This window comes from Cohnella lupini (genome assembly GCF_003386205.1).
Lineage (GTDB): Bacteria > Bacillota > Bacilli > Paenibacillales > Paenibacillaceae > Cohnella > Cohnella lupini.
Genome location: NZ_QRDY01000008.1, coordinates 121,761 through 148,250, shown reverse-complemented (window position 1 = coordinate 148,250; position 26,490 = coordinate 121,761). Strand labels below are relative to the sequence as shown.

Here is a 26,490-nt window from a genome sequence, read left to right as displayed (position 1 = left end):
CATAAACAACGAAAACCCGCAACCTCCCAGGTTGCGGGTTTTCGTTTAGGACGATGCTTCCCCGATCAATTCCCGTCCATGAACGGGCTTACGGCTATGCTCTCTACGCGAATATCGCCATTGCCACCCGTCAGCCGAATCGTATTGTTCTCTCCGGGTTGTAATCGTACCGTGATGCTAGCCAGACCGGTAAATTCCCATGAGCCGCCGGTCGAGGGAGCATTAAGCAAAGAGTGATCCTCGCCGTTGACCGTCAGATGAAGCTTGGCCAGCCGCTCCGCCGTCGCATATCGGACGTGGATCGCGGCTCTGCCGCCGTTCGCGCCGTCGACGCGGTCGAACCGGCAAAAAGAATCCGCTTGTCGCAAGGGGACGCCGCTGTTTTCGTTGGCATAAATCTTCCGATTCGGGTCGGGAGCAGGCGCTGGACCGACCGGCCTTACTCCCTCCAACGTCTGGACGACGGTTCGGATCGTCCCGTCTTCATTAAAGTACAGCTCGTCGATGCATACGCTTCTCAAATTCCCTTGTTCGGAAATAGCCTGGTTATGATAGAACAGGTACCATTTCCCCTTGTATTCGGCCACGGAACCATGGGTAGTAGAACAACCGGTCGGCTCCAGGAAGATCCCGCGATACGTCCACGGACCAAGCGGGTGGGAGCTCGTCGCATATCTCATTCGATTGTGGTTCTCGAGATTGTCCGCATAGGTCAAATAATAGAGACCTTCTCTCTTGAATACCCATGCCGCTTCATGGAAATCCTCCAGCCCTTCCATCTCGCGCATCTCGCCGTCGATGGACATCATATCTTCGTTAAGTTCGCCGCCCGCGCACTTACTCCCGCCGCCGTAATACATATACGCTCGTCCGTCATCGTCTACGAGAACGCAAGGATCTATCATGGCGAATCCGCCGAGCCCCGGAATATAACCTTGATCGGTAAATCCGCTTGCCGGGCTCCGGCTTGTGGCGACTCCCATTTTCCACGTATCGTTCCAAGCGGAACCGCTCGGATGAGGATAATAGAAATAATACGTCCCGTTCTTATACGCGCAATCGGGCGCCCACATGAAGCCGCCTTCCGGCCTGCCCCATGACACGTCGTCCGAGCGAAGGATCTCGCCCTCGTCCACCCAGTTCACCATGTCATCCGACGAGAATACATGATACCGGTCCATGAGGTCGCAGCCTCGGGCTGGATCCATGTCGTGCGAGGCATAAATATATACCTTACCGTCTTCCCAGACGTGGGCGGACGGGTCGGCCGTAAATATCGTCGTAATGACGGGGTTCATCGATGTTGACTTGGCGCTCATACGATTGATCCTCCTGAAGGAATGAATTGGAAACAGCCTCCTTCAGGATAACCCGGCGTAGCCCTGACCTACCATGAGACGATATTAAACTATCTAGGCGATTCTAAACGACTATTTATTTTTTGTTGTCGGCGAACTCGTTCACAAGCGAATCGTATAGCAAGAGCAGCTCCTTGGACGGCCGAATACCAAGCTCCTTGTTAAGAAGTTTAACGTAATCGGTATATTGGGAAGTCAGCCCTTTTTTATTTCCGTCTTGCCCGTGTACCCTCATCAACAGCCTAACGACCGATTCGTCCAGCGGATTCCGGGCATGGAGCTTAAGCAATAGCTTCATTGCGGCGGACGTGTTCCTAAGAGAAAGCAGCGCTTCGGAAAGCTGCTTTACGAAGTTCGCATATAGCTCGGCAAGACGCTCCGTCTCGTGTATTGCCCATACATAAGCTTTATTACCGAATAAATCTCCCGTATACAGCCTTTCGGATTGCAGGAAATCGTCCGCGTCGGAGGACTCCATTCTTTCCGGCTTCCCCGCACGCTGCTCGAACTCCTCGTAATCGATAACGACGTTAATTAATTCCAACGCGTAACCGTCGTTTTCGGAGCGTACGGCCTCCCGCAAGCCAAGCGGCTCCAATGATTTGCGCAGCTGGTACACGGTCGTATTCAAATACTTCTCCGCGCTATCGCTGGTCATGCCTCCGAAGATGTCCGCTACCAGTCGGGAACGGGCTATCCGTTTGCCTCGGTTCAACAACAGATAGGCGAACAATTCCGCGGATTTGCTCGATATCCATTTTACGCGGCCCGACTCGTTCTGGACGGAGAAGTCTCCTAGCGCGGTAATGATAATCTCGCCCTTCTTCCTGGCAACGGAGTCCCCCAGTCGCGACGCGCGAGCGGATTCTCTCCCGGCTAACGCGCGGTTAACCGTTCTTTCCAGGCGTTCCTGGGAAACCGGCTTAACCAAATAATCCATTACGGACAGATCGTATGCCTTCAAGGCATACTCCTTGTGCGAGGTGACGAATACGATTTGCACCTTGCTATTCGCTTCTTCCATCTTGGCCGCAAACGACATCCCGCTTTCTCCCGGCATGGAGATATCGACGAACGCGAGCTCGATATCAGCGTTGTTGGCCAGAAACTCGGTAGCGGACTGCGTATCCGCGAAGGCTCCCGCAACCTGCACCTCCGGAAGCTTGACGAGCATTTTCCGCATGATTAGATGCATGACGGGATCATCGTCGATCAATACGATCTTCAATTCGCCATCACCTCCGTTCCATCGTTCAGACTCGTTCCCGAGCGGCCGTGGGATCCGGGCAAAGTAAACGTAAACGTCGTTCCTTCCCCATGAACGCTTTCGAACTGAAGCCTTCCGCCGTGAATACGGAGAAATTCGCGGGTCAGCACGAGACCGAATCTCGTCTTGCCTCCTTCGTTCGCGAAGCCTGGCCCCTTAAAGAACAGCTCTTCCTGTCGCAACAGCTTCGACGTCTCTTCGTCGATACCCGCCCCGTTGTCTTTCACGAAGACCTTTACCAAATCGCCATCCGACAAGGCGGCGATCTCGATTCTTCCGCCTATTCCGGAAAACTTGATCGCGTTCGATAACAAATTTCGTAGAATAAGGTCAAGCATCTCTTTGTCGGCATTCACCGTCAGCGTCTCATCTACAAGCTCCTCCAAGCGGATCTGCTTCATCCCCGCCCTGGCTCCGGCCAAGGACATGGCTTGCCGGACAACCTGCTGCAAATTCCAAGCCATCGGACGAAAAGTCACTTCCCCGTTCTGGCTGCGATACCAGTCCAGCAAATTGTCGACGAGGTAGAAGGTGCTCCCGACCTGCCTTCTGATTTCCTGAAAAATTTCGGCGTTCGCGATATCCGCATCCGTCGGCTCATCGCCGAGCAGCTCGGTCAAGCTGACCAGCAGCGCGATCGGATCGCGGATATCATGAGCCACTACTGTGAACAGCTTGTCCTTGAACTCGTTCAATTGGGACAGCCTTTGAGACTTCTCCCGCAACTTCTCCTCGTTCTCCATCAACTCCGTAATGTCGTTAAACATCAGTATTTTGCCGATCGGGACCATTCCCGTATCGTATATGTAAGACAAGCTGCAAATATAATGCTTATGCCTGTTCTCTTGCAGGCGCTGGAAAGGAAATCGCTCATCCCGGCTATCCGCGGCCGAGATCCGCTCCAGCAGATCCGGGCAATCCGCCAATACGTCCTTGCCGTGCGCGGGAAAGCTTTTCGTCGTACCAAGCTCCGGAAAAACCCCTTCCGCCGCGCGATTGTGATTAACGATCTGATTCTCGTAATCGAGCAATACGACGCCGTCCCTTATCGTATCGAATACTTTGGCAAAAGCCAGAGGCGTTAACCGAAGCAAATGAAACCGGAAAATACCCCACGCGTAAACGACGCCCGATACGGCGAATCCAAGCGGCGTAAAGTCGATGGTTTTACCGAACATGTAGCCGATATTGAACAGCATGGGGGCGGCGGCGCCAAGAATGAGAACGACGATCTGCTTCCTCACGATCGGCAACGATCTCAGGTACATCGGAATGAACAGCAAGATGCCGAACAGTAGAATCGTATAATTGTACACCCCATGCACCGAATACCATGGTCCCTTGAGGGTGTTATATAACGGAAGAGTCGACTCGGTATTCAATATGTATTCTTTATACACGAGATGGTGCCAATCATTGGTTAGATGCAGGAAAAACGTCCCTAAAGGAATAACGAAAAGCGATACTACCAGAAGCTTGCGGTATCGAGCCGCCGCGCCGGTAAATTGAATGACCAGCAGAAGCCAGAACGCGGATACGAAGGGGATGCCCAAATATTCGAACTGCATGGAAAGCTTCACCCCGCGCAAGCTGCCGCTCAGAATCTCGAAAGCGTAGCCGAATGCGTAAAAGGAAGCGGTTAGCATAACGAAAATCATCGTTCTCGCTACCTGCAAGTGCCGTTTGCGGTAGGACAGGAACATCACGAACAGCATCAGCGCCGTCGCCAGACTAAGCAATATCGACATCCATTGTCTCGTTTCCACGACGGCGGTCCCCCTTATTTCTATTAAAAACGACAAAATACCTTAAATTAATAATAGCAGAATTCGGCGCATAATTTCTTATTTCGTTTCCTGAATCGACAGCCTCGGGATATTCGTCCCTATCGGGCGAATGCCGAGCCGCATACTTTGTAGCAACTCAAGTTCCGCGGAGGTGACCCATTACTCCATGAAATTCAGCGTCATTATTCCCAGCTACAATAGAAGCAGGCAGTTAATGCTGACCTTGGCCGCTCTCGAGAAGCAGACTTATCCGATGGACCATTTCGAAGTCATTATCTTCAACGACGGCTCGACGGACGATACCGTGCCGTCGCTAGAATCTTATCATCCCCCCTATCGTATTCAAGTGCTGAATTCGAACGCGACGATGGGAAGATCTGCTGCCCGGAACGCCGGAGTAGCGGTAAGCGCGGAGGATTACCTTGTTTTCTGCGATCCGGACTTCCTCGTCACTCCCGATTTCCTTGAAGTTCATGCCCGGTATCTAGCGGTAGATAACAATCGAATCGTCTCCGGCGTTCCCAACCTTTGGCGAAGCGTATTCACTCATCTTCATCCCGACTTCTCCGAGCAGGAGAAGCTGTTGGCGGCCCGGGTGCTGTTGCCGCACGGCTTGTGGAACGAGCAGTACATGATCGCTACCGACCTGATCGAGTTCGTGACGCCCGAGGATATTCGCAATCAGACGGATGTCCTTCCCAAAGTCATTGCAGATTGGGACGTCATCGACTCGATTAAAGTCCAGTTCGCGCAAACCGATGTCGCCCCATGGCTGTTATGCGTGACTCGCTGCCTGTCCATGTCCAAGCAAGTTTTCCAAAGCGTCGGAGGCTTTAACGAGAATTTCATTAAGTACGGCTTAGAGGACTGGGAGCTAGGATACCGCCTTCATCAACGGGGTTACAAGTTCGCCAGCATCAGCGAAGTCATCGGCTATCATCAGGAGCATCCCTCCGCTCCCCGGCTCGAGGACGAGAACAGCGATAATATTCGTTTGGCTTTCCAACAGCACGGCTTCCAAGATCCCGAATTCAGCCTGTTCTCTTTGTGCTCCCCGGCTGACCGGGTTCAGATGTACAAGAACGTTCTGCGTATACTGCAAGCATGGAAAGGCAGTAAGCACGCAGCTTACCGCCATACGGCGAGAGGAATTACTAGAGCTTGCTCCAGATGCGCAAGAGAACTCTTCAAGCAGCCCGATTCGCCTGAGCACCGGCGACTTAAGCTCTCTCTCTTAGAGTCTTTTATGACCGCGGATGCGGTTTACATGGAGAATACCCCCGACAAAGATCAGAGGATAAAAGCGATACTGGACGAAGTTCTTAGAGCTCTGAACTTACAAACGCGAAGAAGCATGCGGACAATCAGGCGCATTGGACGTAAGCGGACGAAGGCAGTCGGAAAAAGGCGGAGAACGGCGGTCGGACGAAGGCGGACGATGACTGTCGGGCAAAAGCGGACGACAAAGCTAGCTAAGCCGTTATGGCGGCGGATCACTCGGATCAAACGGAGTCGCGCGATAAGGCGGCGACTGCCTAGACCGCGGATCGGAGCGATTAAGCGAATCCGGCTGAGCAAACGGAATTCGACCATCGCACGAGTAACTCGGTCAGGCTCGATTGGGAGCGTTTGGTCCTCCAGATACATTAGACGACCGGATTAAGCGGTTAAACGGCAAGAAGAACCTCCGCTTCGCTAACGCGGGAGGTTCTTTCGTGCGTAATGGTTCGCGAATGGAGTAAAATAAAGAGGAAGGGCGGGCGATGAAATGAAATCCCGAATGAATAAACTCCAAGCTTACTTGGACCATAACGAACTAGATGCGATGCTGATCACTTCGCCGAAGCATGTCTATTACTTAACCGGCTTCGCAACCGATCCGCACGAAAGATTCCTTGGACTACTGCTGCCGAGGGGAGAAGAAGCCTTAATGCTAGTTCCGGCCCTTGATTACGAGGCCGCGCAAGTTGCTTCCGAAGTCGGGAGCATCCACGCTCATTCCGATACGGATGATGCCTACGAGCTATTAAGCAAGCTGATGCCTCGGGATATCCGCAAGCTTGGCGTGGAAAAAGACGATTTAAGCGTACTTCGATTCGAGGCGATCAGCGCGGCTATCGGCGCGGAAGCTTACGTCGATATCGGCTTCCCCCTACGCGAGTTGCGCGCGATCAAGACGCCGGACGAGGTAGCGCGGATGAAGAATGCCGTTCGTATCGTGGAAGAAGTGCTACGATCCGGCGTAGATCAAGTAAAACCGGGCGTCTCCGAAATCGAGCTAGTCGCTGAATTGGAATACCGGATGAAGAAACTCGGAGCGCAAGGACCCTCCTTCGATACGATGGTGCTTTCCGGCGCCAAGTCGGCGTTGCCTCACGGCAAACCCGATAGTCGGAAGATCGCGGAAGGGGAACTCCTCTTATTCGATCTTGGCGTATTCGCGGACGGCTATGCCTCCGATATTACCCGAACGTTCGCGGTAGGCGAGATCACGGACGAGATGAAGATCATTTACGGCGCGGTATTAGCGGGAAATCTTGCGGCCATCGAAGCCGTACGAGCGGGAGTTACTTTCGGCAGCTTGGACCGCGCCGCCCGGGAATCGATCGAAGCGGCGGGTTACGGCCCCTACTTTAACCATCGGCTCGGGCACGGCCTTGGAATGGATATTCACGAATACCCGTCCATTCACGGGCGAAACGATGATATAGTGCTTGCCGGAATGACTTTCACCGTCGAGCCGGGTATCTATGTCCCGTTGGTTGGCGGCGTCCGAATCGAAGACGACGTGCTCGTCACGCCCGATGGGGTTGAAGTGTTAACTTCCTTCCCAAAGGAACTTACGGTTATTGGCTAGATCAATCCCTTGCCGCCCACGGGCCGGAGACGGATCGGCTCTACTCCCGCGATAAGCGGCCGAGCTTGTTGGATGACGGCCAGCACTCCTTCGTTCTTGAGGGAATCGGCATGAGCTTGGGCGTCGCGCCACAGCTCGGTTATCCAGATAACGTCCGGATCGTCCACGGATTCGTTGATAATGTAAAGCTCGCACCCTTCCATATCCTCCAGGTTTTGCGAAGACTCCAGCAACAGACGTACGAGCTCATCCCGTTTACCGGGATGGGCCGTCATTTTTGCGAACATAGTGAATTTGTTCATTCGATTCGTCATCCTTTCGTTTCTTCCTTTTTTATTTTCATTGCCGCGTAATGCTTCGACATTTCCAAGCTAACCTCCGCCATTCTTTCTATAAGCGAGCGCGGTTCGAGGATATCGAGAGAGCGACCGTACGGAAGAAGGAAGTAAGGCACGTACGTCATCAGCGAAGGTTGTCCAAGCTTGAATAGGGCTTCGCCCGGCTGGCGTTCCGTCAGAGCATGTCCGAAGAGCCAATGGCGGCAGAGCTCGTTCAGAGCGTGTTCGTGTCCTTGAATCCTTACGGCGATCAGGTTCTCGGCATCGAGAGAATCCGGGAGCAGAGAACGCATAAGGAAGTTTCGCGCGGAAAATGCGGCCGGACGTTCAAAGCGGCTGTCCGTCTTCGCGAGATGAACGATGCGATCAACCCTGAAGCTCCGAATCTCCTGCCTCAACCGGCAAAATCCGACCGCGTACCATATCCCTTTCCAATGTACGATGCCATACGGATCGAGCATTCGATTGCTTGCGGTCAGCTCGGGTCCTTTGGCATAGTCCATGTCCAGCGACTCTCCTTGGGCAACGGCTTCCTCCAGCAGCTTAAGCAGACCGCGCTCCCTCTCGTCCGTTGGCGTCTGGATGACGGCAAGCCCGCCGCTGTGTCTTTCGATCCGTTCGAGCTGCTCCTCGTTCGTATACCGCTTCAGTTTATCGACAGCCCGAGCCAATGCGTCCGTGAACGGATAGCCGGCTTCGCGCGCGAACACCGATGCGTGCACGAGCGCCTTCTGCTCCTCGGAATCGAAGAGCAACGGGGAATCGGCGAATTCCCCGAGTATCCGATACCCGCCGTTCGGTCCGGAATCGGCAATAATCGGAGCCCCGCTCGCGCACAACGAATCGATGCAACGATAGACGGTCCGGACATGAATCTCCAGTTCGTCCGCAAGCTGCTGAGCGGTCACCCGCTTCCCCGAACGAAGCAGCCATAGGATCGACAGCATGTTATCCGCCTTGGACATCCCGCGCCTCACTCCTTGATTCTCGATAAGGAAAAGACGTTGCTCGCTTCTCCTTTTCCATTTCCTTCATTGTAATAGGGATTAGACCAAGGGCGCTACTCCTTTATCTATCCATGTATCATAGGTCGGACCATAGACTTCGGGCAGTCGAAGCCCTGCCTGTCGCATAAGGACGGTCATCTGTCCGCGGTGATGAGCTTGGTGCATTAGAGTAAAGCGCAGCGATCCGCCGTTCGGCCACTCTTCTCCTTGAATAGTAACCGATTCGAGTAAAGTACCATCGTTCCATTGCGTTCGAACGGCATGGAGCAAGGCCTGACTGATCCTTCTGTACTCCGACGCTATTAACGCCGCGGAAGCCGGAGCCTCGTCGCCCCCTTGGGGGGCATCGAACTCGAGACCTAACGTTGTCATATAATGCGGCGACTTTACAAGATGCCATGCGATTTGGCCAAGCGTCCGTCTGCCTTCGCAAATCGTTTGTTTCAATGAAGCATCCGTAAGAACGTCCAGCACGCTTGCGGTCATTTCCGCTTCGCTAGTCCATTCCGCCGCAAAATCATCAATCCTTATGAACATTTTCCGTTCCTCCTTTTCATTATCGGCTCAAGCAAGATAAGCATACGAAAAAATCACTGACAACTACGGTCAGTGATTCTGGATTATTTTTATTGATTCGTTTCATTCGGAGAAAAAGCGTGACATACTGTCTCGGCGATTTAACTGTAGAGATCGGAGATAGTCCGATTTCGTTACTATCTCAGCTCGATTCGGCTGTAGAGGGCGGAGATAGTCCGATTTCGTTACTATCGAATGGAGAGAGCGGAGATAGTCCGATTTCGTTACCATCTCGGCTCCAAGTAGCTACGGAACGCTGAGTACGCTCGATTTTACTCTGGAGAGAATCGGGCATTCGTTCCCCCGACCCTCTCCCTTCCCTTATATCCCCCCGAGTACCGGGTGCGGCACGTAAGGTTCCTCTAGCTTGGCGATCTCTTCCGGAGTCAGCTTGACCGACAACGCGGCAACGGCATCCTCGAGATGGTGCGGTTTAGTCGCGCCGATGATTGGCGCGGTCACGGGTTGCTTCTGAAGCACCCACGCCAGCGCCACCTGAGCCCGCGGAATTCCGCGATTCGCCGCGACTTCCGCCACGCGCTCCACCACTTTACGGTCGGCTTCGGCGGTAGCCGCGTACAGCGACTTGCCGAATTCGTCCGTCAGCGAACGCTCGCTCGACTCGTCCCAGTCCCGCGTCAACCGTCCTCTGGCCATCGGGCTCCACGGAATAACGCCAATCTTTTCCGCTTGGCAGAGCGGCAGCATCTCCCGTTCTTCCTCGCGGTATAACAAGTTAACGTAATTCTGCATCGTGACGAACCGTGTCCATCCGTTCTTCTCCGCCACGTGAAGCGCATGAAGGAACTGCCAAGCATACATCGACGAAGCTCCTATGTGCAAAGCTTTACCGGCCTTAACTACGTCGTGCAAGGCTTCCATCGTTTCTTCTATAGGGGTGCGGGAATCCCAACGGTGGATTTGATAGAGATCCACGTAATCGGTGCCCAACCGACGGAGACTTTCGTCTATTTCGTGCATGATAGCTTTGCGAGACAGGCCCGCTCCGTTAGGACCGGGACGCATGCGTCCGTGCACCTTCGTCGCGATGACGACCTCGTCCCGCTTGGCGAAGTCCTTCAGAGCTCTGCCGACGATTTCTTCGCTCGTGCCGTCCGAGTACACGTTCGCCGTATCGAAGAAATTGATGCCGAGCTCCAATGCCTTCTTAATGAAAGGCCGGCTCTTCTCCTCGTCCAACGACCAAGGATGCGGCCCCCGTTCAGGTACGCCGTAGCTCATGCAGCCTAAGCAAAGCCTCGACACGTCCGTTCCCGTATTCCCGAGTTTTACGTAATCCATTTTTTTATCCTCCTCGATTTGTTGTCCATTTCGATAGCCTATGTTACTCTTGCCGAACCTCTATGTTAACATTCCTTGGGCGAGAAGTTCATACGAACGAAGTCTCTTCCGGTAATCCGGAATCATCGTCAGAATCATGAACTCGTCCGCGCCGTAGACGACGGAGAGCCCTTCCAACTTTCCTCGGATGCTCTCCGGCGAGCCGACCAGCAACTTCCGATCCGCCAGCGGGGATCTTTCCCCGGTTTCAACGCCTTGTTGGAATACCGCCGTTAGCGAGGCGGCCAGCCGTTCGGCTTCCTCGTCCGTCTCGGCGCAAACGACGTTGACGGCGACCATCGCCCGCGGAGCGGCAGTTAGCGGGGATGGAGTAAAAGCGTCGCGGTATGCCTGCAGCGTTTCCTCTCCCGGGACGTCGCTCATAAACTGGCCGAACGCGTAACCCGTTCCGAACTCGGCCGCGTAAGCAGCGCTTTTCTTATTCGTTCCTAGCAGCCACACTTCCGGAGCAGCCGGCGGAACCGGACGAGCGGTTATCGGTCGCCCTTCGTATACGTATTTCCCTTGCAGAAGCTCGGTCACTCCCTTGAGCAGCTCGGGCATTTTCCAGACGTTCTCCAGAAAATTTCCGCTTAGGGCCAAGCTTACTTCGCCGGCTCCGCCGGGAGCTCTTCCCAGGCCTAGATCGACTCGCCCCGGATATAGGCTTGCTAACATATGAAAGGATTCAACCACTTTAAGCGGTTTATAGTGCGGCAGCAGCAACGCTCCCGATCCTATTCGGATGCTTCGCGTCTTCGCTCCGATATGCGACAATAACACTTCCGTCGAGGTGCAGGCGAGTCCCGGCATATCGTGGTGCTCCGCAACCCAATAACGGCTATATCCTAAACGTTCGGCCGTCTGCGCCAGTTCGACCGCTTGTCCCAGCGCGAAGGTCGAATCCGCCTCGCCGAATAACGGAGCCAGATCCAACACGCTAAGCTTGATCGTCCTTTCCTTCATTAAGCTTCATGCAGCTCCTTTCTATTTCGTTCGGTAGCCAAGAGGTTGAACACGCTTATTACAATAGTATAATCGATTCGCCGCTCGCTTTCCTTCTTGGAGCGCTCCCCAGGCAAGAAAGTAGAATGGCAATCATCGTTAATTGGAGCCGTGGAGCACTATTTCAATCAAAGTAGGATTAAGAACATCACTATAGATCGTGTTTATCTAAGGAAATGAACGACCGGAGATCAATAGGAATAAAAATCATCTTTATCCGGCCTAATTTTTGAACGTGCTTCAAAAATACATTGAAAACCATCGTATTTGAATTGGATGACTCTCACCCCAGCTCACTTTCAATGAACTACTGAATCATTAAGAAGCCCATGCAGCTAAGCATGGACTTCTTTCTACGAAAACGTGATTCCTCGCCTCACGGTCTTTCCGGTCTACGAACTTATTTAGGATTGTTCATTAGCCATGCATGGTCCGGATCGTTATGAAACTTCCACGACCGTTTAGGACCGGCCATGACGTTTAAGTAGTAAACCTCGTAACCAGGAGGGGCGGATACGGGATGATAACCTTTCGGCACCAATACCGCTTCTCCGTTCTTCACGGCCAGCGTTTCGTCCAGTGACCTGTCGTCGGTATAAACCCGTTGAATAGCAAAGCCTTGCTCAGGCTGCACGCGGAAATAGTAAGTTTCCTCCAGCAACGATTCGTCGGGCAATGCATCGCGGTCGTGCTTATGCGGAGGGTAGCTGGACCAATGCCCTTCCGGCGTAAACACTTCAACGACTAGCAAGGAATCCGCGGGCTCCCCTTCGGGCAAAATGTTATGGATTTGCCGCTCGACGTTGCCCTTTCCCCTCGTCTCTACCCCGACCTGTTCCGGAGAGATTAATCTTGCCGCATTCGTTCCCTGGCCGGGAGCGGAACAAACCGCGATTTCCGCATCGGTCAATGCTTTGATCTCGTAGAGGTCGTCGTTCGGAACATAGACCGAGTAAGGCGGAGTTTTCTCGAACACGCTCATCCTCTTCCCGATATTGATCCATTCCGAATGACGCGTACGGATGCTCGCCCTACCACTGAGCAACACCAGGCAAACTTCCCGCTGATCCGTATTTCGTTTTATTATATCGCCTGTTTTCAGACGCAACGCTTCGAACCCGACATATGTCCACCCGGCGGATTCCGGCGTGACCGACAGGATGGAACAGTCCGCTTGAGGCCGATTATGGGGCTTTACGATCAACTCCGACATTTAAACCACTCCTCCCGCTTTACCCGTACTACCGAATAGACGCATCTTCGCGCTGACGGACCGTTGGATAGCATTTCTCGCGGGAACTAAATAATGGCGGGGATCGTAAGCCTCGGGATTGTCCAGCAAATAGGTTCGAATCGCGGACGTGCATGCGATTTGATTATCCGTATTCACATTGATTTTAGCAGTTCCAAGCGAAATCGCCTTGCGAACTTCCTCATCCGGGAGCCCGCTTCCGCCGTGCAGCACGAGAGGAAGACCGGTTAAGCGTCTGATTTCCCCCATGCGATCGAAGCCTAGCTTGGGTTGTCCTCTGTACGGACCGTGAACGGATCCAAGCGCAGGCGCCAAACAGTCGATGTCCGTTTCGTTGACGAGGCGAACGCAATCCTCCGGAACGGCATACATCGCTTCCGCTTCGTCGACGACGAGATCGTCTTCGCGCCCTGTGATCCTTCCGAGTTCAGCCTCCACGGTCGCACCAAGAACATGGGCCGCTTCCGTCACTCGCTGCGTTATCTCGATGTTACGCTCCAGCTCGTGATGGGACGCGTCGATCATGACAGACGTGAATCCGGCGTGAAGCGCGCGAATGCACACCTCATAAGTGGAACCGTGATCCAAGTGAAGCGCGACCGGCACGGTAATTCCGTAATGCTTGATCAACGATTCGACCATTCCCGCAATGAAGGGCAACCCGCCCATGTAAGGAATATAAGCTTCGCTTACGCCTAAAATGACCGGCGACCTCTCCTCGTTCGCGGCGAGCAATATCGCCTGCGTGAATTCAAGATTATTCAGATTGAACTGACCGACTGCGTATTGTCCGGCTAATGCTTCATCTAACATCGCTTTCATCGATACGAGAGCCATAGTATTCACTCCTTCCGTCTCGGGTTGAGACTCCTGCTCCTACCAGCGAGCCGTCACCATTTTCTTGCGCGTATAGAATTCCACTCCGTCGGTACCGTTCGCATGCAAATCGCCATAGAACGATTTCTTCCAACCCGAGAACGGGAAGAAGGCCATCGGCGCCGGCACTCCTAGATTAATGCCGAGCATTCCGGCATCGATGTTCTCGCGGAACTGTCGAACGTTACTTCCATCTTGGGTGAATAGGCAAGCGCCGTTGGCGAAATCGGATCTATTGGAAAGTTCGATCGCTTCCTCCAATGTGTCGACTCGCGCAATCGATAGAACGGGTGCGAAGATTTCGTCTTTCCATATTTTCATTTCGCTCGTAACGTGATCGAAAATCGTCGGTCCGACGAAGTAACCGTCGCCGTTGACCGCCGTATCCATGCGTCCGTCGCGGAGTAAAGAGGCTCCTTCGTTCTCTCCGGCTTCGATGTAGCCGAGCGCGCGATCCTTATGAGGGCCGCGAATAACGGGACCTAGGAACACGTCTTTATCCATCCCGTTGCCTATGATAAGGTTATCGGCTGCGGCAACCAGCTTATCGATGAGCGGATCCGCTACCTCGCCGACGGCTACGACGACCGCGCAGGCCATGCATCGCTCGCCCGCCGACCCGAATGCCGCGTTCACGATCTGCTGCACCGTACCGTCCAAATCGGCGTCCGGCATGACGATACTGTGGTTTTTGGCGCCGGCAAGCGCCTGAACTCTTTTCCCGTGCGCGGTTCCCGTTTTGTACACGTATTCCGCTACGGGCTGGGAGCCGACGAACGATATCGCTTTAACGTCCGGATGCTCGAGCAGCCCGTTCACGACGTCATGCGCTCCATGCACCACGTTCAGAACGCCGTCCGGCAAACCCGCTTCTTTGAACAGCTCGGCCAGGCGATTGGCAAGCAACGGCGTGCGCTCGGAAGGCTTGAGCACGAATGCGTTTCCGCATGCGATGGCGAGAGGGAACATCCAGCAAGGTACCATCATCGGGAAATTAAACGGCGTAATGCCGCCGATTACGCCGATCGGGTAACGGTACATGCCGGATTCCACGTTCGTGGCGATGTCCGGAAGCTGCTTGCCCATCATTAAGGATGGCGCGCCTGCAGCAAACTCTACGCACTCGATGCCGCGTTGGACTTCTCCGTACGCTTCGGAGTAATTTTTGCCGTTCTCTAGGGTGATGATCTTCGCAAGCTCTTCCCAATTGTCGACGAGCAGCTGTTGATATTTGAACAACACGCGTGCCCGACGAGGAACGGCCGTGCGGCTCCAACTCGCAAACGCTTGTTTGGAATTCAAGACGGCGGCATCTACGTCTTCTCTCGAAGATAGAGGGACATGCGCGATCGTTTCTCCTGTAGCCGGATTAAATACCGCATCGGACTTGCCCGACGCGGAAGCGACCCATTGGCCGCCGATGAAATTGCTAAGCGCTGCGGGAGCGTTGGTTTGAGACATATCGGGAATTCTCCTCTCGAAATTAAACGGGTTTGAATTGGCTCATGAAGTCTTCGACTTGATTAAGCTTCGGCATGGCGTCGGAGCAGCTATGGCTGGAAATGACGATCGAGGCGCAGGCGCTTCCGAACTCCATGCTCCGGCTGATGTTCCAGCCTTGCATGAGTCCGTAGATGAAGCCGGCTGCGTAGGAATCGCCCGCGCCGAAAGTCTTGATGACCTTCGCGGGAAATATCGAGCCACGATGCGAGCTTCCGTCTTTGCCGTATGCGATCGAGCCTTCTTTGCCGTGCTTGATGACGACGATTTCGGCATGGTGCCCGAACCATTGCGCGGCCGTCATTGCGTCGCTCCGTTCCGTGTTGCCGTCGAACTGCTCCAGCATGTCGAACTCCTCGCGGGTTCCGATAATAATGTCGCTCTTCTCGGCTGCCGCGTGATAGTAAATCGCCGTTTCTTGCGGATTGGTCCAAGAATAAGGCCGGTAATCGATATCGAATACAACCTTCGTGCCGTGCTTGCGCGCGTAGCGGAGGGCCAGCAATACCGCTTCGCGGGAAGGGCTCTTCGCGAGAGCCGTGCCGGATACGAGAAGTACCTTGCTGCCGGCGATGAGGGCTTCGTCCACTTCGCCGGGCTCAAGCTTCAGATCGGCAACGTTGTCTCTGTACATGAGGATGCTGCAATCCTCCGGGCTCTTGATCTCGGTAAAAGCTAAACCTGTGACGGCTCCGGTCCGATCCGTTACGACGCCCGACGTCTCGATTCCGTTGTCGCGCAGGTATTGCACGATAAACCGTCCCATCTGATCATCGGCAACCTTGCCGATAAAAGCCGTCTTCATGTCCAAGCGGGACATGCCGATGGCGATATTGGCGGGGGAACCCCCCACGTATTTCGTGAACGTCATCGTCTCTTCCATCGGACGATTGATTTCGTTAGCGTTCAGATCAATGCATAGTCGGCCGATCGCTACGAAATCGAGCGATTTGCCGGATGCGAACGATACGCGCTCCATCGAGATCCCTTCTTTCTTGTCCGTTAGTAAGGCCTCGCCATTTGAATCTTATTGCGCATATCAGCATGCGCTTGTAATACCTTGTCGTCCGTGGATACTTCCGGCACCCCGACGTTCCACCAGGAATCGTAACCATCGGTGTTCGTCCCCGGCAGCACCTTAATCTCGACGAGCACGGGTCCTTGCTCGGCTTTCGCAAGACGAAGCGCCTGCTCCAATTGCTCGGCGTTACCGGCCGTAAAGGCTGCGGCGCCCAAGCTGCGGGCATGGGCGGCGAAATCGATCGGCATATACTGGCCGTTCAGGCGGCCCGACTCCTTCGAACGGAAACGGAATTCGTTCCCGAAGCCGTCGCTGCCGTGACCGCGCTGCAGGTTATGAATGCATTGGAAACCATGATTGTCGAATAAAAGAACGGTAAGCTTAACTCCCTCTTGAATGGCGGTTACGAGCTCCGAATGGAGCATGAGATAGCTACCGTCGCCCAATACCGCGTAGACTTCGCGATCGGGCTCCGCAAGTGCTACCCCGAACGCGCCGCTGACCTCGTATCCCATGCAGGAGAAGCCGTATTCCATATGATAGGTTTTCGGTTCCGTCGTCCTCCATACCCGGTGCAGGTCGCCCGGCAAGCTTCCGGCGGCCGCGACGATGACGTCCTTCGAGCCGATGAACCCGTTTACGACGCCGAGAGCGCGCGTCTGAGTAAGACCTTCCGAGCTCTCCAGCGAGTACAGACGGTCGACTTCGTCGTCCCATACCGCTTTAAGTCCCTTCACGTAACCATCCGCGTAACCGGAACGATACCCGGATAGGGACAATTGATCGCGAAGAGCGACGATAGCCTCCCTGGCGTCTGCCGTCACATACTCGGCTTGCATCTTCACCGAGTCGAACGGGCTGACGTTTAAGTTCAGGAACGCGACGTCCGGGTTGCGGAAAGCCGATTTGGAAGCCGTCGTGAAGTCGGAGAACCGGGTGCCTACGCCGATGATCAAATCGGCTTCCGCCGCGATCCGGTTCGCCGCAAGAGTTCCGGTAGTGCCGACTCCTCCAAGAGCGAGGGGGTGATTCCAAGGAACGGCGCTTTTGCCGGCTTGCGTCTCGGCTACCGGGATTCCGAATGCTTCCGCGAACGCGAGAAGCTCCTTGGTCGCACCCGAGTAATGAACGCCGCCGCCTGCGATTATAAGCGGCTTTTTCTTGCTCGCGATCAGATCGACCGCTCGCTGAATGGCATCGGGCGCGGCAGGGCGGCGATCCAGATGATGAACTCTCTTCTCGAAGAAGCTCGCCGGATAATCGTAAGCCTCCGTCTGCACGTCTTGCGGCAACGCCAACGTTACGGCGCCGGTATCCGCGGGATCGGTCAGCACGCGCATCGCCTGAAGCAGCGAAGACATGAGCTGCTCCGGTCGAACGATTCGATCCCAGAATCTGCTGACCGACTTGAACGGGTCGTTCGCCGATATCGAGTAATCGCTGGGAATCTCCAGTTGCTGGAGCACTGGATCCGGCTGGCGGGATGCGAAGTTGTCGCCCGGCAGTAGCAGAACCGGAATCCGGTTAACCGTAGCGGTTGCGGCGCCGGTGATCATGTTCAGCGCTCCCGGACCGATGGATGTCGTGCATGCGAATATCTGCTTGCGGTTCTTCTGCTTGGCATAAGCCGATGCCGCATGAACCATCCCTTGCTCGTTCTTGCCTTGCAGGAAAATGAGATTGCCGGATTCCCGCTCGAGCGCCTCGCCGATTCCGGTCACGTTGCCGTGTCCGAATATCCCCATGATGCCACGAACGAATTTCGTTTCTTCCCCGTCCACGGATACGTACTGCTGATCAAGGAATTTCAACAAAGCCTGCGCCATTGTCAATCGAATGGTTTTCATTGGGCAAAACCTCGGTTATTCATAGATTTGGATGAAGAATGAGGAAGCCCGCAATTCCCATGCGGAGCTTGCGGGCTTCAGGTAATAAGCGTGCCTGGCGCTGCTATTTGCCTCAAAGTCGCTTCCAGAGTAGAAATAAGCGTGCCTGGCGCTGCTATTTGCCCCAAAGTCGCTCCCGGAGGAGAAATAAGCGTGCCTGGCGGTGCTATTTGCCCCAAAGTCGCTCCCGGAGGAGAAATAAGCGTGCCTGGCGGTGCTATTTGCCTCAAAGTCGCTCCCGGAGGAGAAATAAGCTTGCCTGGCGCTGCTATTTCCTCAAAGTCGCTCCCGGAGGAGAAATAAGCGTGCCTGGCGGTGCTATTTCCCTCAAAGTCGCTCCCGGAGGAGAAATAAGCGTGCCTGGCGCTGCTATTTGTGCCTGGCGGTACTATTTGCCTCAAGTTACCTGCGCAATGAGAGGTGGTATGGACTGATGTTACGAGTGTTTAAGAAAAATCAAACTGTAAGCTGAACGATAAAGGTTTTGATCTCATAGGGCTTCAGCTCGAACTTCTCGTCGCAAGACAATGCCGCTCCGATCGGACGTTCCATGAGGTCGCATTCCCGCAAGGAATCGATTGCGAGATCGCTGCTCAGCCCGACCATAGAACGAACGCCCGCGAATTCATGGACGCGCAGGACGAGATGGTCTCCATCCTCCGCTTTCTTCACCGCATCCACCATGACGTTGGAAACCGAAAGACGGAACAACGAGAACGAGTCCTTGACGGGAGCTCCCGGGTAAGAACTCAGCGGATTGTTGAGCGACCATGCTTCCTGCACGGTGTCCCCCGCATACCAATCTCCTTTATGCGGGAAAAGGGCATATACGAATTCATGCTCTCCGATATCCGCATCCGGATCCGGGTTGATGGCCGATTTCAACAACGACAGGCGAAGGACGTTATCCTTGACGTCGTAGCCGTACTTGCAATCGTTCAACAGGCTCACGCCGTAGCCGCGTTCCGACAGATCGGCCCATTGGTGCCCGACCGTCTCGAAACGCGCCCAATCCCAGCTTGTATTCCAATGCGTCGGGCGTTTGACGTTCCCGAATTGAATATCGTACGTGGCTTCCGTCGAACGGACGTCTACCGGGAATGCAACCTTCAGCAGTTGCTGGTGCTCCCGCCAGTCGATATGCGTGCGGAAATCGATCCGCCTGCTTCCGGCGTAGACCGTCATTCTCTGCGTGATTACGGACTTCGCGTAACGCCACTTGAATTCGATGGCCGCAACCAGAGGCCCCGTCTCTACTAACTCGGCGGAAACCAGATCGGTAATCTCCCGCATTTTTTCCTGATAGAAGATATCGATGTCCCATGCCTCGAAATTAAGCGGCTTGTCTTCGAATACTTGCAGAACGTTACCTCGGGCTTGGCTCGCGAGCACATCTCGGCCATTGTCCAGGTCGAAAACCCGCGACAGCTGTCCCGCTTCGTTCCATTCGATCTCGTAATGAGGCGTCTTCAGCGCGCGGCCTTCCATATGGAAAGGAGTCGTTGCCGGAAGGGACGATGGCGATGGCGCCGAAGCGGCCTGATATCGAATCGAGGTTAGACCTAACGAAGGCACCTTCGAAGCCGCAACCGTCCACAGTCCGTCGGCATATTGGGATAATAAGGCGTTCCCCTCCGCATCCAGCCAAGTACTGCCGGAAGGAATGCTATCGCCCGCGAACTGAACCAGATCGTTGCGCTCCCACGGCGAGCTATTGAGAACCGTCATCGTCCCTTCCGATTTCAGACCGCCGACGACGGCAGCCGCTTCGTTCCAAGCTTCCTCCGCGATGGACAGCGCTTCGGCATACTCCTCGCGGCTGTCCTCGTATACTTCCTTGATCGAGGAACCCGGAATAATATCGTGGAACTGGTTGCGAAGAATGATCGTCCAGCCTTCATTCAGCTTTTGTTGGCGGTAATCGCTCATATTGCCCCGTAATACGCCGGCCAACGCGCTTACCCATTCCGTCTCGCGATAGAGAAGCTCCAATTTCCGGTTCATCCGCTTATTATAGGCTTGGCTAGTGTAAGTACCCCGATGGTATTCCAAGTACAGCTCGCCGTCCCAAGTGTGCACGTAACGATCCGTTTCATTGAAGGTTTCATGCAACCTCCGGAAGTAATCGTCCGCGCGTCCCGTCTTCACGTTCGGCAGCCCCGGCATGTTTTCCAACCGACGGCGCATTTCGAGCATCTCCCGGTTCACGCCTCCGCCGCCGTCTCCGTAGCCATAGGAAAGAAGCAATTCTTGGTTCACTTCTTTTTCCTGATAACCTTCCCATGCGCCTTGGACCGTCTTGGGCGAGACCAAGCCGTTGTACGTATAGAAGAAGGAATTCGCTTCCTCCCAATCATCCGGAGTCGTTATGAAATGCGTGAGCACTTCCGATCCGTCGATTCCCCGCCATTTGAACGTATCGTGCGGCATTCTATTGAATTGGTTCCAGCTGATCTTGGTGGTCATGAACGTTTCGAAGCCGGATTTACGCAAAATCTGCGGCAACGCCCAGCTATAGCCGAACACGTCCGGAAGCCATAGATACGTGCTTTCCACGTCGAACTCCTCGCGCATGAACCGGGTACCGAACAAAAATTGCCGGACCAATGATTCGCCGGAAGTTAGATTGCAGTCCGCTTCGAGCCACATGCCTCCGCCGATTTCCCAACGCCCTTCGCGCACGCGTTCCCGGATTTGCTCGTAAATTTCCGGATAATCCTGCTTGATGTACGCATACAGTTGCGGTTGCGTCTGCAAGAATACGTAGTCGGGGAAACGCTCCATTAAACGCAGAACGGTGGAAAACGAACGGGCGCACTTCTCCCGCGTATGCTTCAGTCTCCACAGCCAAGCTACGTCGATATGGGTATGGCCGACGGTGGTGACCGTTACCGGATGGCGCTTCTCGAAACGATTCATTTCCTCCAGCAATAGCTCGCGCGCTTCGTAAACGGATTCGCGATAGACGTCGGAGCCCGGTTCGGACCAATCGACGAGAAGAAAAGCGCGGTCGAGCGCTTTAACGAGACCTACTCGATCGGGATGCGAGGCATCCAGCGCTTGAATCGTTTCCAGCACGGCGCGGCCGGTATAATAGAAGTCGTCGATTTTCTCGTCCAGCCAGCAAAGCTCGGCACGGTTCACCGTGTGCTTCATCTCGCGCGGCTTGCCGCCGCCATCTAGACCCGACCACAGTCGAATGTCCATCCTGCCTGCCGATCCTGCGGCTTCGTCGGGCAGAAAAACCTCTTGATGGTTGGAATCGACGCCTTGGTAGGGAGCGCCGTTCCAATAGAGCAACGACTCGAAGCCGTCGTTGTTTCCTCCGCCGGTTTCTCCGAAGTCGAATCGCCCGAGTACGGTTTTGCCTGCCCATTCCTTAGGAACCTCGATGTTGCGGGATAACCATATATAACGGTCGCGGCCAGCCCATGTCTCGCCGGTTTTTAATTCAAAAGCGGGGGAGCCGACGGGCGGTCTTGCCGCCGTTGCTCCCGCCTCGTCTTCGATGGCGGAGAAGCTTCCCATGGGAATAGCGTCGCGATACCGGGTTTCGCTTAATTCGCGTAGTCTCGCTTCCAGTTTCTTTTCCGTGAACAACATCGTAATCCTCACCTCTATCTTGATTAATTACTCAAAGCGTCTTCTCGAGCTTCAACAAATTGTCCAAGCTGGTAGCCAAGCTATCCATCGGTTTGCCCGGACAATAGTCCTGCTCCACCGCAAACCATTCCACGCCGCTCTCCAGTCCCCATTTCAGTATCGGAGCGAAGTCGATCAAGCCTGTCCCGATTTCCGCGAAATATTGCCGGCCGTCGGCAGTCATGTCCTTCAGATGCAGAATCGGCATCCGGAAAGCATAATTCCTTATAAAAGATAACGGGTCATGACCAGCCTTCAGAACCCAATAGGTATCGATTTCGGCATGGATGGACGGGTCCTCCAGCAAATATTCAAGAGCGAGTTTCCCGTCGATAGCCGTGTGAAATTCAAAGTCGTGATTATGATAACCGGCTCGGTATCCCGTGCCGTCTACATTAGCGGCAACCGCCAGCAAATCCTTCTTTACGCTAGCGTATCCTTCCGGCGTTTGCAGACCGTCCGGCAACGAATGACAGATGAAGTCTTTCGTATCGAACAGGAGGGCTTCCTCCAATACGGCGGTTAGATCATGCTTCATTCGTTCTAAACCGACATGCATACCCGCGGCCCGTAAACCTACTTCCTTCATCACGGCCGCGATATCCTTAGCCGGATATCCATGCAAACCGTCGATTTGAACGGCCGCCCATCCCATTTTGCTTAAATCTCTAAGAACGCCCTCGAAATCCTTCTTCACTTCGTTCCTCAAGGTGTACAGCTGTGCCGCTAGTTTATGTCTGATCATCATGCCATCTCCTTGCTTTTGAGATCCAACCACTCGACTTCCCGCGGGCTTAGCTCGAGATTCATAGATTCAATAGAAGAATAGAACTCTTCCGGATTTTGCGGACCGATTATGGCGCAAGTCGGAAACGTCTGGCAAAGAACGTAGGATAAGGCGATCTGAATCGGAGTAACTCCCTTTTTTTCGGACAGCTCTACGGCCCGGCGATACCGCTCCCAGTTGTCGTCGCTGTAGTATACCCGGACCATTTCCTCGTCCGTACGCTTATCCGGCGCGAAGTTCCCGGAGAAGAACCCGCCCGCTTGCGCGGACCAAGCGAACAACGGCAATTGCGTCTTGGCGTGCCATTCGCAAGTTTCCTCGTCCGCGGAAATGGCACCCTCCCACCTGGCTTCCAGGGGCTTGGCCAGGCTTAAATTCGGGCTGCTGAAGGAAAAACCCGTCAAGTTACGGGAAGCCGCGTATTCGTTCGCTTCCCGAATTCTCTTGTAGGACCAGTTCGAGGCCCCGATCGCGTGAATTCTCTTCGCTTGAAGATGCTCGTTCAGCTCTTCGATGATCGGGCCGACCGCAACGGTCGGATCATCGCGATGAAGCGCGTATAGATCGACGTAATCGGTACCGAGTCTTTCCAAGCTTTCCGTCAAGTCCTTGCGAATCGCCTGAGGATTCACGCGAGGTCCCGGACTCCCGTCATCGTGATGAGCGCCCTTCGTCATGATGACCACCTTTTCCCGAAGCTTCGTTTCCGCCAGCCATTGCCCGAGAACGAGCTCCCGGCCCCGGTATTGATGCGCGGTATCGAAGGTATTCCCCCCGGATTGGATGTACGCATCCAGCATGATTCGTTGCGGCTCCTCCAGCTTCCTTAAATCTCCCGTACCCATGAATAACCGCGAAATCTTTTTATCGACGCCTTGGATTTGAATATATTTCACGCTCGAGTCCTCCTTGAAGTTGCTCTAGTTGTCTTCTTTGAATATAGGCATCAAGCTTAGCTCGTAACGGAATTCCTTGTCGTTCAACCGATAAGCTTCCGCGAGCTCGGGTCCGCAAGAGTTCGAACCTACTCCGCTCATTTTGTAATCCAAGTGCACGATCGTTTCTTTCTTCTTCCTCTTCGAAAGCTCCCAATCGTGCTTCGCACCTTCGAGATCCTCCGGCGTGAAGTGGGACGCGTTAAAGGAGAAGGCATCCGGTGCGGAGAACCGAAGTCCCATCCCTTGCGTATTGGAAACGACTGCCCATTCGGTACCGTATCTGGAGCCGTTCTCTTGCGGCATGATATAATTCTCGAACATTTCGTCGACGGTCGTCAGGAATCTGCCTCTTCTGACGCTTTGGCGTTTATCGACGTAGCTCTCATGCGGTCCGAACCCGGAGTATTCCACCTCTTCCATCCCCTCCGGCATCGAAAGCCGCAGACCGAACCGCGGAAGATAAGGGTACGGCATTTCCTCCTGAACCTTCACGTTCAACCGAAGGCGAAGCTCTCCCGAAGCGTTTACCTTCCACGTCGATTCCCCTGTCAGGATCGACGGCTTGCTGTCGGCTCCCATGGAAAACCGGCTTCTGAGCTCGACGCCCCCGTCCTCCGTCTTAGACCAGTCGCAGCTGTATGTTTTCATCGTAACGCGATCGTAACCTTCATCCAGCCACTTTGTTTTCACGTGCATATCGTTATCCGTCGGCGCCCGCCATACCGAGAACGAAGAAGGGGCGTCCAGCATGTTCACTCCGTTCCTCGAGATCCGGTGCACGGTTCCCAGCCTCAAGTCGAAAATATGACTGAAATCAAAGCCTTCGACGGTCAGCCAGCGACCCGTCTCCTCGGCTTGGAGCGCGGCAATCGGCTTATCGGGAACATGACCGGGAACGTGACTGAAGTCTTCGTCCAAGCTAGCTTCCTCGCCTTTCCACTCCAACTGCTCGAACGATATCTCATGGCCGGCTTCCGCCCACCTTGTCTCCTCTTTCAACCAGCTGGAGAAAGTAAGCACATATCTCCCGGGAGACTTCACGGACACGTTATACGGCAGGGTAATGATGCGAGAGTCATGAGGCTCTATCCCAGCCAAGTCTATTTGCCCTTGTTGAATCAACCGTCCGTCAAGCTCCAATTTCCAGAATACGCCTATGTGGGAAAGGTCGATAAAGTCGTATAAATTAGTCGCTTTAATCTGACCGGTATTCGAATCATGCATTTCGAACCGTACCGGCTCGAGCACCTTCTTCAGCTCTAAAAGGCCCGTATGCGGCCTACGATCCGGGGTAACAAGCCCGTCGATGCAGAAATTGCCGTCGTTCGGCGTATCTCCGAAGTCGCCGCCATAAGCAAAGAATGACGCGCCGTCCTTCGTTTCCGTCTTGATCCCGTGATCGCACCACTCCCACACGCAACCTCCGATCAATTTCGGATATCGATAGATGACGTCCCAGTAATCCTTCAAATCCCCTGGACCGTTGCCCATGGCATGGCTGTATTCGCACAAGAAAAGCGGCTTGGCTTTACTCTCGTCCTTAGCGTAGGCTTCTATTTCTTGAACCGACGAGTACATTCGGCTTTCCAAGTCCAGACATTCCACGTGGGTACTGCCTTTGTAGTGAGGAGCCGCGCCTTCGTAATGAACCGGTATGGATGGATCGCGCTCCCTGATCCATTCCGCCATCGCGATATGATTCGCATCATAACCGGATTCGTTGCCGAGCGACCACATAACTACGCACGGATGGTTCTTGTCCCTTTCCACCAATCGGACCGCTCGGTCCAGGAACGCCGCCTTCCATGCAGGATCGCGAGATAGAGAGTGAGACGATCCTTCTTGGTGTTCGTTTCCGATGCCATGGCACTCCAGATCCGCTTCGTCCACGACATAGAAGCCGTACTCGTTGCATAAATCCATGAACCGGGAATCGTTCGGATAATGAGAGGTACGGATCGTATTCACGTTATGTTTTTTCATCAAGACCAAATCTTTGATCATATGGGTTACCGGGATCGTCTGTCCGAGCTCCGGATGGGAATCGTGGCGATTCACTCCTTTGAGCTTTACGGCGCGGCCGTTGACACGGAACTCTCCGTTCTCGATCGTGACTTGCTTGAATCCGACCGGAAAACGGAGCACCTCTTCGCCGGCGCGAATATAGAGCTCGTAAAGATAAGGCGTTTCGGAGCTCCACAACTTCGGATGGGCCACTTCGAACCGAAGAGTCCCTTTGCCGTCGACCGGAGCGTTGGCCGAAGCCATGACATTACCGTCCGCATCCTTTAATTCGGCGCTTGCATTTAAGTACCCGGTCGTATCGATTTCCGCGGTGAGAATGCCCTTCCGGTATCCATCTTCGAATGCCTGCTTATTGAACACGTCCCTGACGTGGACGCGATCGCGCGCTAACAGGTATACGTCGCGGAAAATACCCGAATAACGCCAAGAATCCTGATCTTCCAAATAGGATCCGTCGCACCATTTCAATACGAGAACGGCAACCCTATTTTTCCCCGTCTTCAAAAAAGAAGAAACTTTAAACTCCGCAGGCATTCGGCTGCCCTGGCTATAACCGGCGAATTGTCCGTTCACCCAAAGGTAGAAGCAAGAATTAACCCCTTCGAAGACCATGTACTTCTCTTTATCGTCCCATAGATCGGCGACATTAAAATCCCTAACGTAAAGCCCCGCGGGATTGTTATCGGGAACGAATGGAGGATCGTTAGGAAAAGGATAGTTTATGTTCGTATATTGAAGTTGGTCGTACCCGTTCACTTGCCAGCAAGACGGAACGATTAAATCATCCCATGCGCTCACGTCTGCCGTTTCCTCGTAAAAGGGCTGTTCCACGTTTAACACGCTGTTTTGATATTGGAACTTCCAATTCCCGTTTAGGATTTGATAAAAGGGGGATTTCCCCCGCTTTCCCGATTTCGCGGAAACGTCTTCCTTATAGGGGATATAGTAAGCCCGAGGAGCCTCCCTGTTCACTTGGAGAACGTCTAAGTTCTCCCAATAGCGATTCAAGCCGATCATCCTATTTCCT

General features: G+C 54.1%; 20 protein-coding genes. 2 read left to right on the top strand and 18 right to left on the bottom strand.

Annotated features, from left to right (window positions below):
- Positions 1-65: 65 nt before the first annotated feature.
- The 3 genes from DFP95_RS15595 to DFP95_RS15585 all read right to left on the bottom strand — a co-directional run bounded on the left by DFP95_RS15595 (position 66) and on the right by DFP95_RS15585 (position 4,391).
- Complete coding sequence (locus tag DFP95_RS15595) at positions 66-1,319, bottom strand: family 43 glycosylhydrolase (RefSeq protein ID WP_115993567.1); 1,254 nt, start codon at positions 1,317-1,319, stop codon at positions 66-68.
- A 115-nt stretch (positions 1,320-1,434) separates the two neighbouring features.
- On the bottom strand, positions 1,435-2,586 hold the full coding sequence (locus DFP95_RS15590) for a response regulator (protein ID WP_115993566.1): 1,152 nt from the start codon (positions 2,584-2,586) through the stop codon (positions 1,435-1,437).
- Positions 2,583-4,391 carry a sensor histidine kinase gene (locus DFP95_RS15585; protein ID WP_115993565.1) on the bottom strand — a complete coding sequence of 603 codons (1,809 nt, stop codon included), beginning with the start codon at positions 4,389-4,391 and terminating at the stop codon, positions 2,583-2,585. The genes DFP95_RS15590 and DFP95_RS15585 overlap by 4 nt, the downstream gene beginning before the upstream one ends.
- Positions 4,392-4,578: 187 nt before the next feature.
- On the opposite strand from DFP95_RS15585, the gene DFP95_RS15580 reads away from it, so the two are divergent.
- Positions 4,579-6,075, top strand: a complete 1,497-nt coding sequence (locus tag DFP95_RS15580) for a glycosyltransferase family 2 protein (protein ID WP_181907448.1) — start codon at positions 4,579-4,581, stop codon at positions 6,073-6,075.
- A gap of 105 nt (positions 6,076-6,180) precedes the next feature.
- Positions 6,181-7,269, top strand: a complete 1,089-nt coding sequence (locus tag DFP95_RS15575; RefSeq protein ID WP_115993563.1) for a M24 family metallopeptidase — start codon at positions 6,181-6,183, stop codon at positions 7,267-7,269.
- Here DFP95_RS15575 and DFP95_RS15570 read toward each other — a convergent pair.
- From DFP95_RS15570 to DFP95_RS15505, 15 genes are all read right to left on the bottom strand, one after another.
- Complete coding sequence (locus DFP95_RS15570) at positions 7,266-7,571, bottom strand: putative quinol monooxygenase (RefSeq protein ID WP_115993637.1); 306 nt, start codon at positions 7,569-7,571, stop codon at positions 7,266-7,268. The genes DFP95_RS15575 and DFP95_RS15570 overlap by 4 nt on opposite strands.
- An 8-nt stretch (positions 7,572-7,579) precedes the next feature.
- Positions 7,580-8,572 carry a helix-turn-helix transcriptional regulator gene (locus DFP95_RS15565; protein WP_115993562.1) on the bottom strand — a complete coding sequence of 331 codons (993 nt, stop codon included), beginning with the start codon at positions 8,570-8,572 and terminating at the stop codon, positions 7,580-7,582.
- Between the two features lie 81 nt (positions 8,573-8,653).
- Positions 8,654-9,151, bottom strand: coding sequence for a DinB family protein (locus DFP95_RS15560; RefSeq protein WP_115993561.1), 498 nt, complete (start codon positions 9,149-9,151; stop codon positions 8,654-8,656).
- 360 nt (positions 9,152-9,511) lie between these two features.
- On the bottom strand, positions 9,512-10,492 hold the full coding sequence (locus DFP95_RS15555; protein ID WP_115993560.1) for an aldo/keto reductase: 981 nt from the start codon (positions 10,490-10,492) through the stop codon (positions 9,512-9,514).
- Positions 10,493-10,552: 60 nt separating this feature from the next.
- Entirely contained in the window at positions 10,553-11,497 is a 945-nt protein-coding gene (locus DFP95_RS15550; protein WP_115993559.1) for an LLM class flavin-dependent oxidoreductase, read from the bottom strand.
- A 439-nt stretch (positions 11,498-11,936) separates the two neighbouring features.
- Complete coding sequence (gene iolB / locus DFP95_RS15545; RefSeq protein WP_115993558.1) at positions 11,937-12,749, bottom strand: 5-deoxy-glucuronate isomerase; 813 nt, start codon at positions 12,747-12,749, stop codon at positions 11,937-11,939.
- Positions 12,750-13,625: a class II fructose-1,6-bisphosphate aldolase gene (gene fba, locus DFP95_RS15540; protein ID WP_115993557.1), complete on the bottom strand. Its 876-nt coding sequence runs from the start codon at positions 13,623-13,625 to the stop codon at positions 12,750-12,752. It abuts the gene before it with no gap.
- A 39-nt stretch (positions 13,626-13,664) separates the two neighbouring features.
- The gene (locus DFP95_RS15535) at positions 13,665-15,125 is read right to left on the bottom strand and encodes a CoA-acylating methylmalonate-semialdehyde dehydrogenase (protein WP_115993556.1); all 1,461 of its coding nucleotides are present in this window, start codon (positions 15,123-15,125) and stop codon (positions 13,665-13,667) included.
- Between the two features lie 22 nt (positions 15,126-15,147).
- The gene (gene iolC / locus DFP95_RS15530) at positions 15,148-16,143 is read right to left on the bottom strand and encodes a 5-dehydro-2-deoxygluconokinase (protein WP_115993555.1); all 996 of its coding nucleotides are present in this window, start codon (positions 16,141-16,143) and stop codon (positions 15,148-15,150) included.
- A 23-nt stretch (positions 16,144-16,166) separates the two neighbouring features.
- Positions 16,167-18,032 (bottom strand): 3D-(3,5/4)-trihydroxycyclohexane-1,2-dione acylhydrolase (decyclizing), encoded by a 1,866-nt coding sequence (gene iolD, locus DFP95_RS15525; RefSeq protein ID WP_115993554.1) that lies wholly within the window; start codon positions 18,030-18,032, stop codon positions 16,167-16,169.
- Between the two features lie 77 nt (positions 18,033-18,109).
- Positions 18,110-18,301 (bottom strand): hypothetical protein, encoded by a 192-nt coding sequence (locus DFP95_RS28665; RefSeq protein ID WP_147304170.1) that lies wholly within the window; start codon positions 18,299-18,301, stop codon positions 18,110-18,112.
- Positions 18,302-18,527: 226 nt separating this feature from the next.
- A complete protein-coding gene (locus DFP95_RS15520; RefSeq protein ID WP_115993553.1) occupies positions 18,528-21,674 on the bottom strand; it encodes an alpha-mannosidase in 3,147 nt (1,048 codons plus the stop codon).
- A gap of 31 nt (positions 21,675-21,705) precedes the next feature.
- Positions 21,706-22,461 (bottom strand): sugar phosphate isomerase/epimerase family protein, encoded by a 756-nt coding sequence (locus DFP95_RS15515; RefSeq protein ID WP_245987690.1) that lies wholly within the window; start codon positions 22,459-22,461, stop codon positions 21,706-21,708.
- Positions 22,458-23,396, bottom strand: a complete 939-nt coding sequence (locus DFP95_RS15510; protein WP_115993552.1) for an aldo/keto reductase — start codon at positions 23,394-23,396, stop codon at positions 22,458-22,460. Before DFP95_RS15510 ends, DFP95_RS15515 begins: the two co-directional genes overlap by 4 nt.
- 24 nt (positions 23,397-23,420) lie before the next feature.
- The gene (locus DFP95_RS15505) at positions 23,421-26,480 is read right to left on the bottom strand and encodes a glycoside hydrolase family 2 TIM barrel-domain containing protein (RefSeq protein ID WP_115993551.1); all 3,060 of its coding nucleotides are present in this window, start codon (positions 26,478-26,480) and stop codon (positions 23,421-23,423) included.
- Positions 26,481-26,490: the final 10 nt, after the last annotated feature.

What these genes read in the sequence shown, in the direction of transcription:
- DFP95_RS15595 (WP_115993567.1), bottom strand. Translation starts at nt 1,319, where the DNA reads ATGAGCGCCAAGTCAACATCGATGAACCCCGTCATTACGACGATATTT.
- DFP95_RS15550 (WP_115993559.1), bottom strand. Translation starts at nt 11,497, where the DNA reads ATGAAGGAAAGGACGATCAAGCTTAGCGTGTTGGATCTGGCTCCGTTA.
- iolC (WP_115993555.1), bottom strand. Translation starts at nt 16,143, where the DNA reads ATGGAGCGCGTATCGTTCGCATCCGGCAAATCGCTCGATTTCGTAGCG.
- DFP95_RS15505 (WP_115993551.1), bottom strand. Translation starts at nt 26,480, where the DNA reads ATGATCGGCTTGAATCGCTATTGGGAGAACTTAGACGTTCTCCAAGTG.
- DFP95_RS15520 (WP_115993553.1), bottom strand. Translation starts at nt 21,674, where the DNA reads ATGTTGTTCACGGAAAAGAAACTGGAAGCGAGACTACGCGAATTAAGC.
- DFP95_RS15535 (WP_115993556.1), bottom strand. Translation starts at nt 15,125, where the DNA reads ATGTCTCAAACCAACGCTCCCGCAGCGCTTAGCAATTTCATCGGCGGC.
- DFP95_RS15570 (WP_115993637.1), bottom strand. Translation starts at nt 7,571, where the DNA reads ATGAACAAATTCACTATGTTCGCAAAAATGACGGCCCATCCCGGTAAA.
- fba (WP_115993557.1), bottom strand. Translation starts at nt 13,625, where the DNA reads ATGGCTCTCGTATCGATGAAAGCGATGTTAGATGAAGCATTAGCCGGA.
- DFP95_RS15575 (WP_115993563.1), top strand. Translation starts at nt 6,181, where the DNA reads ATGAAATCCCGAATGAATAAACTCCAAGCTTACTTGGACCATAACGAA.
- DFP95_RS15515 (WP_245987690.1), bottom strand. Translation starts at nt 22,461, where the DNA reads ATGATGATCAGACATAAACTAGCGGCACAGCTGTACACCTTGAGGAAC.
- iolB (WP_115993558.1), bottom strand. Translation starts at nt 12,749, where the DNA reads ATGTCGGAGTTGATCGTAAAGCCCCATAATCGGCCTCAAGCGGACTGT.
- DFP95_RS15555 (WP_115993560.1), bottom strand. Translation starts at nt 10,492, where the DNA reads ATGGATTACGTAAAACTCGGGAATACGGGAACGGACGTGTCGAGGCTT.
- iolD (WP_115993554.1), bottom strand. Translation starts at nt 18,032, where the DNA reads ATGAAAACCATTCGATTGACAATGGCGCAGGCTTTGTTGAAATTCCTT.
- DFP95_RS15580 (WP_181907448.1), top strand. Translation starts at nt 4,579, where the DNA reads ATGAAATTCAGCGTCATTATTCCCAGCTACAATAGAAGCAGGCAGTTA.
- DFP95_RS15560 (WP_115993561.1), bottom strand. Translation starts at nt 9,151, where the DNA reads ATGTTCATAAGGATTGATGATTTTGCGGCGGAATGGACTAGCGAAGCG.
- DFP95_RS15565 (WP_115993562.1), bottom strand. Translation starts at nt 8,572, where the DNA reads ATGTCCAAGGCGGATAACATGCTGTCGATCCTATGGCTGCTTCGTTCG.